Below are 8,841 nucleotides of genomic sequence, written 5' to 3' on the forward strand. Positions count from 1 at the left end.
GGGAGGTCGGCCGCAGTGTGCGCACCGTGGCGCTCCTGCGCTTTCTCGCTGACCCCGCGCTGCGCAGGCGCATCACCGCGGTCACCAACAAGGTCGAGGGGTTCAACGGGTTCTCCGGCTGGTTGCGCTTCGGCAACGACGGCGTCATCGCCGCACAACGACCCGGCCGAGCAGGAGAAGATGATCAAATTCAACTCGCTGCCGGCCAACTGCGTGATCTTCCATACGGCGCTGGACGTGATGGAGGTGATGCGGCAGCTGTTGGCCGAGGGCTGGGAGATCAGCGCCGAGGACGTCGCGCAGCTCTCGCCCTACCTGACCGCGCACATCAGCCGGTTCGGCCTGTACGCCACCGACGTGCTGCGGCTGCGCCCCGACGACTTCGACCCCGACCTGCCCGAGATCGACTTCACCATCCTGGCTGAGGCGGCCTGAGAGGCTGGCCGCCCGGAACGCGGCAGCGCCATGTCCGACTCTGGCGAGTCCGGGCATGCAGCCGGAGTCCCGGGCAGCAACCGCGGAAGATCGAAGTAGCTCTGACTTGCTGATGTTGGTTTGATGAGCAGGTCAGGCGGGCTTGGTGACCATCGTGGGCTCGCATCCGATGCGGAATTCGCGCATCCATTGCTGAACTCAGGGGCGCTCGCGGTGAGGGCTCGTCAGAGCTCGCCGACACCGAGGGGCGACGAACGCACACGGCGGGGCGGGTGCGGGTCTCTTGCGGTGATGGGCGTTCGGTGGCCAGCAGCGCAGCCAGGGACTGTTCCCGGCTGTCGGGTGCGACCCCGACCGCCTCAAGCCGGACGTCGAAGAGAGCCGATCACATGGAGGGCGACGGGGCCTACCGGCGCCTACCTGGACATCGGACGCCATCCGCTGCTCATCCCGCCCCGGCTCGCGGCCCTCCTGCGCCAGATGGCCGCCGCCGCGGTCAACCGCCGTGCGGAATCCTGTACCACCCGCTCGAAGACCGGACAGCAGGGTTGCCTTCTGCTCCAGGCGCAGGTGTGTGTGGCACGCTAGTGAAGATGATCGCGCCCGCAGCGGCCAGCCCCACACACAGGGCGGGGCTGCCGACCGTGTAGATCAACGGGACAGTCGACGCAGGGCGATCTCGCAGGGCCCCCGGTGGCCGACCCGGCGCATCCAGTCGGCCAGCACGATCGACAGCAGCCAGACCGCCACGCCGATGGCGTGTGCGGCGGCGCCGCCCATGGCATCGGCCAGGTCCAGCGTGAAGGGATAGAACAGGGCGTAGAACACGACGGACTGGAAGAGGTAGAAGCTCAGCGAGCGCTGGCCGAGCGCCACCAGCGCGGTCGTGAGGCGGCCGCGGTTGCCGCCGATCTTGACGGCGATCAGCCCCATGGCGGCGGCCAGTCCGATGCCGCCGGCGTATCCGGCGATCGTGTGCACGATCGCCGGCAGCCAGGTCGAGTCGGTCGTCCACGCCCCGGTCGAGATCAGCGCCATCGGGAGCCTGCCGACAACGGCCAGGGTGAGGAAGGAGACGGTGACGCGGCGGAGCAAGACCACGTGCAGCTCGGGGTCGTCGATGATCCGGCGCCGGGCGGCCCAGATGCCGATTGCGATGCCGGGCACCACGAGCAGGACCATCCCCGGTGCTTTCGCCGGCCACATCACCAGGTGGAAGAGCAGCTGACTGGCGAAGTCGTCCTTCATCAGCGGCGGCAGCGACTCCGGGTGGCCGCCGGCCGCCGCGGCGTGCGCCCGGACGGTCGTCCATGCCACGATGGCCGTCGCGGGGACAAAGGAGATCGCTGCGGTCCAGAGCAGGACCGAGTCACGGGCGCGGATCATGGGCGCCATGATCAGTAACGCCATGCCGTACGTCGCGACGATGTCGATCGGCACCAGCAGCGTCGCGTGCAGGAACCCGATGACGAGCAGCCAGAACCCCCGGCGGCGCAGCAGCTTGCGGACCGAGGGCCAATCGCTGCCCTGAGCGAACTGGCTGCCGGCCAGCTGGCCCAGCCCGTAGCCGAACAGGAACACGAACATCGTGCGCGCCAGGTTGTCGGCGACCAAGACCTTGAGGAACTGGCTGACGGTGTTGAGCGCCGACGGGCCGAGGTCGGCGTCGCTGACAAAGGTCGGCGCATGCGCTAGCGCGATCAACAACAGCATGACGCCGCGCGCCAGGTCGGGGGCAAGCGCGCGGACCCGTGTCGGAGGCGGCGCCTGCACGCTTTCCGAAGGGACAGTAGGCATGGATCACTCCTGCAAGAAGGGAGAAGAGGAGAAGGGAAAGAGGATTCTGGGCGCTTGTCCAGGGCCTGGTGGACCCGGGCGAGCAGGGTGGGGCGGGCGGTGCCGGCCAGGGGCGAGGGCGTGGGGAACGGTGCAGTGCTCGGGACGTCATGCGTACGGTCGCGGCCATCGGCGGCCTCGATCCGTCCGTCCTCGGCGACGCCCAGCACCGCGCCGGGATGCCGTGGTGGGCTGCCAGTTCCTGCAGCGACTCCTGGAGTTCGGTCATCCGAGGCAGGATCGGACGGCCTTGGCCAGGTTCGATGCCCGCGGGTCGTCGGGCCGGTAGTTCCACAGGTTCGTGACGTAGCCGAAGCCGACACTGGCGTCGGGGTCGGCGAAGCCGATCGATCCGCCGGAGCCCGGGTGGCCGAATGACCCCGGCCCGGTCATCGGCAGCGGTGGGCAGGCTCGCCAGAACCCGAGCGACATGTAGAAAGAGCGGTCGGCCGGGAGGTTCAGCCCCGGCGGCAGCCCGTGCATCGGTGTCCTGTCGGTCTGGACGGCCGTCATTCTCTCGACTGTCGATGGATTGAGCAGCCGAAGTCCGTCGACGTCGCTGACCGTGGCGGCATACATCCGCGCCACCGATCGGGCGTCCGCGAGCATGTTCGCGGCAGGGAACTCGGCCGCGCGCCAGGCACGCGTGGTGTAGACCTCGGGGTTGGTCAAGGCGCCGCCGAGCTCGCCGGCGCGGGCCTGGACCGAGCCCGGAGCCCACACGGCGTTCACCCATGCCGTGACCGTGTCCGCGTCGAGCCCGGTGATCGCGATCAGCCCGGCCAGCAGCTCCTCCAGGCTGAACGGGGCGGCGTCGTGGAGCCGGGCCACCCGCTTCTCTTCCTTCTCGGGCAGCCCGATCCAGGCGCTCAGCCCAAGAGGGGCGGCCACCTCCTCGGCGAAGAAGGTGCCGAGTGACTTGCCGGTGATCCGGCGTACGACCTCGCCGATCAGGAACCCGTACGTGACGCTGTGGTAGACGTGCTCGGTGCCCGGCTGCCACAGCGGCTTCTGGGCCTCGAGCGCGCGGATGACGGGGTGCCAGGCGCAGGCCTGCTCGAACGTCAGCGGCCCGTCGACGATGGGCAGGCCGGCCTGGTGCGACAGTAACCAGCGCACCGGGATCTGCTCCTTGCCGGCGGCGCCGAACTCCGGCCAGTACCGGGCCACCGGGGCGTCTAGATCCAGCTCGCCGCGCTGGGCCAGCAGGTGAGCACAGATCGCGGTGGCGCCCTTCGTGGTGGATGCGACCTGGACGATGGTGTTCCTGCGCCACGGCCGATTCGCCTCGCGATCGGCGAGGCCGCCCCACAGGTTGACCACGGGGCGGCCGCCCACGTAGACGCTGCACGCCGCGCCGACCTCGCCGGAGTTTCTGAAGTTCGCGCGGAACGCGTCGGCGACTTTCCCCCAGCCGTGCTCGACACCGCGCTCGACATCGTCACTACCACCGCTCGCGGAGGCGTTGGCGCGGCCGGCGAGGACGGCGTGTGCGCCGGCGAGCGCGCCGGCACCCAGCACGCCCTTCAACACGGTCCGGCGCCCGACGTGTCCCTGCTCGGGTGTCCCGATTGTCGTGTCTGCCATGCTCTGATTCCTTTCTAGAGAGCTGAAACTCAGGGATCTGAGACTCTTGGAGAAGACGTACGCCTGGATCGACCGGGACGGCCAGGTGTAGCGTGGTCCTCCAGCGCCACCCGCTGGAGCCGCTCACAACCCGATATTCATCTCGCGCAAAATCTCCTGAAAGCCTCCGCCCGGTGGCGCGAGCGAGCCGAGAGATTGCTGTTCTGTTCAGGGCAACCGCGCCGCCGTATTCCTGTCCCACGCTGATCGGGATCAAGACACGCCCGATCGATGCGCCCTAGGAGATCTTGCGGCGGTAGGTGTCCATGGCGAAGGCACAGGCGACGACGAGGATGCCGACACGGCCGGACAGGATCGCCAGGACGATGCCCTCCAGCGTTCCCTTGCCCTTGAGCATCTCGGTCATCTGCTTGCCCACGGAACACCCCCTCTTCCAGCTACTCGGTGATGCCGACTACTGGTACAAAGTACTACTGACTACTGGTACTCGGCAACACTGAATAGCTAGGAAATGAGCCGACACCGTAAGCGTGCGGGCGACCTGATCGCTGCCCGTGAGCGAGCCCGCCACCACCCCTTAGAAGAAGACGGGCTGCGATCAGCCCACCGAAGATTGCGACCGCCGGCTTCGCCGTCGTGGATGCGGGGGTTAGAGAGATTTGGAACGGAATCCGGCATCAACGGGGTTCCCACTGGTCATGTAGCTGATCCGCTCGTTTTTGGAGACGCGGATGAACGTCGGATCTCGTTCCATCGCACGGGGTCATGAAGCCGATGGCACCGTGACGTCCGCTTCGTCGTGCTCGCGGAGCATGCGCAGGACGGTGGCCGGGGACGGGTGCCGGCCCCTCTTCTTGCCTTTGGTGAGGACGAGGCGAGCGGCGATGTCGTGCAGGCTGAGGTTCTGCTGGCGCAGGTGCAGGGCCATGGACAGCATGGCGTCGTCTGTGACAGCGGCGCCGCCGATGGTCTTACCGCGGGCACGGGCGGATTCGTGGCCTTCCAGGGTGCGGTCGCGGATGTACTCCCGTTCCATCCCCGACAGCGCGGCCAGCACGGTGAACACCACGCCGGACGGATCGTGGCTGCTGTTGCGGCAGATCCATCTCCGGCGGCAGCTCACCAGCGTGTCGTCGGTGAGCAGTTCGCCTATCTCCAGGGGGCGCCGGCGTCCGCACGGGCACACCCACTCGGCAGGGGTGGTCACAGAGTCGCTCACGGCCTGGCCTTCAGCCGTCTGCTGCACGATGAACGAGACAGTCGTGAGGAAGTGGCCGCCGCTCGCGCCCTCGCTGTGGATCGCGCCGCACCAGCGGCAGCGGACGTGATCGTCCCGGCGGGGACGCAGGCCGCAGCGGCGCAGGCGGTCAACGTCAGGATGACCAGTGCCGCCGTCGCGCCGCCTGGTCCCCGGTCGAACAACCCGCCCACCGCGATGCCACCGGCGAACGCGACCAGGCCCGACAGGAACGTCTGCACGCCCAGGTACGCCCCGAAACGCGTCGGCGGGGCGAGCCGGGCGATCGTCTGGAACACCGCCGGCTGGAGCAGCCCGTCGGCGAGCCCGTGCAGCACGGCCACCAGCACCAGGCCTGGCAGCCCGGTGCCCGCGCCGCTTGCCAGCAGCAGATGGCCGCCTGCGGCGAGCAGCAGTCCCGCGCGCAGCACGTGCGGGCGGTCGGCGCGGCCGGGTACCACGCACCACGGCTGGACCGCGGCCGACACCATGGCGAGCACGCAGGAGAACACGGTGACCGCTGTCGCGTCCGCGCCGCCGAGCGGTACGACCACCGACGACTGGTCGGTCAGCAGCATGGCGGGCGCCGACACGGCCGCGAACCCGATGAACACCCGGTCCCGAAGTACCGTTCGCACTCCGGAGACGACCCCATGCGGCACCTGTACGCGAGGGACGTGCCGCAGGAGTGAGAACAGGAACGCCGCCACGCCCCACAGCGCTGTCGCCGTCAGCGCCACCAGCCAGTAGCCGACGTTCAGCAGCGCCAGCCCGAACATCGGGCCGGCCACCGCCGCGACCTGCAACGTCATCGCGTACGCCGCGTATCCGCGCGCCCTTCGCCGTTCGGCGAGCCCGGCCAGCAGCGACTGCGCCGCCGGGTGGAACAGCGCCCCGCCCGTGCCCAGCAGCACCACGGCGACGATCAGCCAGGGCAGGCTGGACACAGTGCCCAGCAGGGCGAACCCGGCCGCGCGCAGCAGGCACGCCAGAATGCCCATCCGTACCGGGCCAAGTACGTCCACCAGCACGCCGACCGGCAGGGAGAGCGTGTGCTGCACGAGATTGCGCAGCGCCAGCACCAGGCTGATCCCTCCGGCGGTCAATCCGAGGTCGGCTCGCAGGTGCAGGACGACGTGTGCCATGGCCGCGAAGTAGCCCAGCGAGATGGCCGCCTGAACGGTGACGACCACGGTGACCGTGCGACGGTCACCGTGGTCTGCGGGGGAGACGGTCACGCCGCGGGCAGGACGTTCAGCCGGTACAGCAGTTGACGGGCGAGCGTGGCGCGCTTGGCGGCGTCGGCGTCCTTGGCTATGTCCATGTTCAGCGCGAAGGTGTATACGCGTCCGCCGCGCTCGACCCAGCCCGTCCACCAGCCGGTGCCGGGGCTGGGGGCGTTCTGCCAGCCTGACTTGGCGTACAGGGTGTACCCGTTCTTCTTCTCCATCAGGATCAGGTCCTGGACGGTACGCTGGTTCGCGCGGGAGGCGGGCAGGCGCAGGGCGGCCAGCCGTTCCATGAACCGGGTCTGCTCCACCGCCGAGATCTTCAGCGGGCCGTCCAGCCAGAACCGGTCGACCACGGTCCCGGTCTGCCGGTTGCCGTAGCCAAGCCGGTGCAGCCACTGACGTTCGCGCGTGAGGCCGATGCGGCGGGCGATCACCTGGAACGCCGCCGCGTTGGAGATGCGTACGGCCTCCCGCATGGTCATGTCCTTTTCCCACTCGGGATACGGCTGCGGCGTGCCGTCCCAGGGGATCACCTCGTCGGGGCTCTTGACCACGCCCGTCTCCAACGCGACGAGCGCGTGCGGGACCTTGAAACTGGACGCGGGCACCATCGGCGTCTCCGCGCGCCGCCGGTCCACCACGGTCGTCGTCTTGGACGACACGTCCAGCAGCGCGAACGTGCCCCGCACCCCGGCCGTGTCGAACACCGTACGCAGGTCGTCGCGCACGGTCGTTCCTGGCCGCACCTCGACAGCCACAGTGGCGGCGCCGGCTGAGGCGGTGGCCGCGTACGAGGGAGCACCGAGGAGGGTGAGTGAGGTGGAAACGATGACGCCCAGCCCGGAACGGAGGGCCTGGGGGATTGCCTTCTTCATGCGCAGAGAAGATCACGGGACATCTGAACTGTCCAATATCGATATCAATGGACGACCGATATTTGAAGCCGTATACCTGCTGGCAGAGAAGCCGTCGACGACGGAGCGGCAGATGACGGTCGGTGACAGGACGTCCCTGTATCGTGTTCGCGCTCCCACCGATGGGGTTCCGGCTGACCCCGGCCGGGCTGGGCCGCTCACGCGGCTGGCTGAGCAGCAAGGTGCATCTTGGGGTGCCGGTAAGAACCGTGTCAGTGCGCCATGGAAAGCACTGTTTGTCCGAATGGAGGTGAAAGGCCACCGTCGCTCTGCCGTCGTAGCGGCGGGGTGAAGCTGGAGGCAGCCTGATCCGGGGATCACCGGGGAGGGCGCTCTCAGCCAGCCGCGCCAGCGGTAGCCCGCCGTTCTCCACCCGCCACCGGTAGCCGGTCTCGCGCCCGATCCCGAGGGCGCGACAAGCCTCCACCGTTTCCCACGCCGGACAGCACCAGCCGCCAGTACTCCGACTCCACATCCAGCCTGCGCTTGGGCCCACGCCTCGCCATCAACACGCCCTCCATGATCAGGTGTGTTGCGTCAAGCACTAGAACCCGAGCGTCGTCGTTAGGGGGTCATAATTCGGGATCAGGCACATATTTCGTGACCCGTCGCGTAGATCACGGTTCGGGCGTTCCGGCGCGATGACGCGCCGCCCGGCATGGTGGCGGCGGCCGGCACCGCCTCCGCAGAGTTCCTCGGCGCCGTCGTCCGCCTGCTGCGCCTGCCCGACCAGCCCGGCGGCGCCATCGTTCTCGCGCCGCTCGTCGAACGGGAGGTCCCGGCGGCTGATCATCGGCGGATACGGCGCGATCGTGGGCCGGCTGGGGCTCGCCAAGTCGGGTGCGCTTGGCCGGCGAGGATCTGAGCTAACGAAGCCCGGATCGGTGAAGGCGGTGTCGAGGCCATCTCGCCTCGGCGCTGCGTTGCTCCTTCGCCGCCAGGGACGGACGACTCTGTTGCCCTGGTCGACGCCAGACGGTGCACCCGTCGCCATCCGCAACTGGCGGGATCCTCAACGCGAACAGCAAGAATCGATGATCTTGGCGTGCTGATGGCCAACGCCTGAACCTTGTGCCCAGGATCTTCGTTGAAGTTTATGGCGCCTTCTATCCTGAGATGCGAAAAAGATTCAAGTCTAGATGTTAAGTATGGGGAATTGATGATTTGTGTAGCTGTCTAGGTGTTTGTCGGTTTATCGTGTTGGGTTGGGTCGCTTCTGTGCGGTGTAGAGGCGAGTAAATCTGGCGATTTACGATCCCTTGGCGCCCGCGTCATCGTAGGCTGTGTGCTCGTACTTCCGTGATGCGCCTAGAGGCGGTGTGGTGGGCTCCGGTTTTCGGTGGTTTGGGAATTTGCACGAAGAGAGCACCAGCTTCGTGGGGCGGACCCGGTTACTCGCCAACCTCAAGCGGCATCTCGCCGAGTCCCGGCTGGTGACCGTCACGGGCATCGGCGGTGTGGGCAAGTCGCGTACGGTGCTGCGGCTGGCGCACCAGGTCCGCACGCAGTACCCCGACGGCGTGTGGTTCGCCGACCTGGCCCGGTTGCAGGACGCGGGCATGGTCAGGCACACGATCGCCTCGGCGCTCGGCATCGCCGA

At 68.2% G+C, this 8,841-nt stretch carries 8 protein-coding genes and 2 pseudogenes; 4 read left to right on the forward strand and 6 right to left on the reverse strand.

Going from position 1 to position 8,841, the window contains the following annotated elements; all coding sequences use genetic code 11:
- Positions 1–26: 26 nt before the first annotated feature.
- Positions 27–92 (forward strand): annotated as a pseudogene (locus AB0J97_RS51215) (hypothetical protein); the annotation flags it as partial.
- A gap of 88 nt (positions 93–180) precedes the next feature.
- Positions 181–435, forward strand: a complete 255-nt coding sequence (locus AB0J97_RS51220) for a Tn3 family transposase (RefSeq protein ID WP_364104629.1) — start codon at positions 181–183, stop codon at positions 433–435.
- Positions 436–1,086: 651 nt separating this feature from the next.
- Here the strand turns inward: AB0J97_RS51220 and AB0J97_RS51225 are convergent.
- From AB0J97_RS51225 to blaOXA, 6 genes are all read right to left on the reverse strand, one after another.
- Positions 1,087–2,232 carry a DUF418 domain-containing protein gene (locus AB0J97_RS51225; RefSeq protein WP_364104632.1) on the reverse strand — a complete coding sequence of 382 codons (1,146 nt, stop codon included), beginning with the start codon at positions 2,230–2,232 and terminating at the stop codon, positions 1,087–1,089.
- Positions 2,233–2,496: 264 nt separating this feature from the next.
- The gene (locus AB0J97_RS51230; protein ID WP_364104635.1) at positions 2,497–3,858 is read right to left on the reverse strand and encodes a serine hydrolase domain-containing protein; all 1,362 of its coding nucleotides are present in this window, start codon (positions 3,856–3,858) and stop codon (positions 2,497–2,499) included.
- Between the two features lie 277 nt (positions 3,859–4,135).
- Positions 4,136–4,276, reverse strand: coding sequence for a hypothetical protein (locus tag AB0J97_RS51235; protein ID WP_364104638.1), 141 nt, complete (start codon positions 4,274–4,276; stop codon positions 4,136–4,138).
- Positions 4,277–4,621: 345 nt separating this feature from the next.
- The gene (locus AB0J97_RS51240) at positions 4,622–5,077 is read right to left on the reverse strand and encodes a hypothetical protein (RefSeq protein WP_364104641.1); all 456 of its coding nucleotides are present in this window, start codon (positions 5,075–5,077) and stop codon (positions 4,622–4,624) included.
- Complete coding sequence (locus AB0J97_RS51245) at positions 5,074–6,333, reverse strand: MFS transporter (protein WP_364104644.1); 1,260 nt, start codon at positions 6,331–6,333, stop codon at positions 5,074–5,076. The genes AB0J97_RS51240 and AB0J97_RS51245 overlap by 4 nt, the downstream gene beginning before the upstream one ends.
- Positions 6,330–7,202: a class D beta-lactamase gene (gene blaOXA, locus AB0J97_RS51250; protein ID WP_364104647.1), complete on the reverse strand. Its 873-nt coding sequence runs from the start codon at positions 7,200–7,202 to the stop codon at positions 6,330–6,332. The genes AB0J97_RS51245 and blaOXA overlap by 4 nt, the downstream gene beginning before the upstream one ends.
- 697 nt (positions 7,203–7,899) lie before the next feature.
- On the opposite strand from blaOXA, the gene AB0J97_RS51255 reads away from it, so the two are divergent.
- Together AB0J97_RS51255 and AB0J97_RS51260 are read left to right on the forward strand one after the other, a co-directional pair.
- Positions 7,900–8,106 (forward strand): AraC family transcriptional regulator N-terminal domain-containing protein, encoded by a 207-nt coding sequence (locus AB0J97_RS51255; protein WP_364104650.1) that lies wholly within the window; start codon positions 7,900–7,902, stop codon positions 8,104–8,106.
- 487 nt (positions 8,107–8,593) lie between these two features.
- Positions 8,594–8,841 (forward strand): annotated as a pseudogene (locus tag AB0J97_RS51260) (ATPase); the annotation flags it as partial.

Origin of the sequence: Nonomuraea sp. NPDC049607, assembly GCF_040675375.1 — a bacterium.
Taxonomy (GTDB): domain Bacteria; phylum Actinomycetota; class Actinomycetes; order Streptosporangiales; family Streptosporangiaceae; genus Nonomuraea.

What these genes read in the sequence shown, in the direction of transcription:
- AB0J97_RS51220 (WP_364104629.1), top strand. Translation starts at nt 181, where the DNA reads ATGATCAAATTCAACTCGCTGCCGGCCAACTGCGTGATCTTCCATACG.
- AB0J97_RS51225 (WP_364104632.1), bottom strand. Translation starts at nt 2,232, where the DNA reads ATGCCTACTGTCCCTTCGGAAAGCGTGCAGGCGCCGCCTCCGACACGG.
- AB0J97_RS51230 (WP_364104635.1), bottom strand. Translation starts at nt 3,858, where the DNA reads ATGGCAGACACGACAATCGGGACACCCGAGCAGGGACACGTCGGGCGC.
- blaOXA (WP_364104647.1), bottom strand. Translation starts at nt 7,202, where the DNA reads ATGAAGAAGGCAATCCCCCAGGCCCTCCGTTCCGGGCTGGGCGTCATC.
- AB0J97_RS51255 (WP_364104650.1), top strand. Translation starts at nt 7,900, where the DNA reads ATGGTGGCGGCGGCCGGCACCGCCTCCGCAGAGTTCCTCGGCGCCGTC.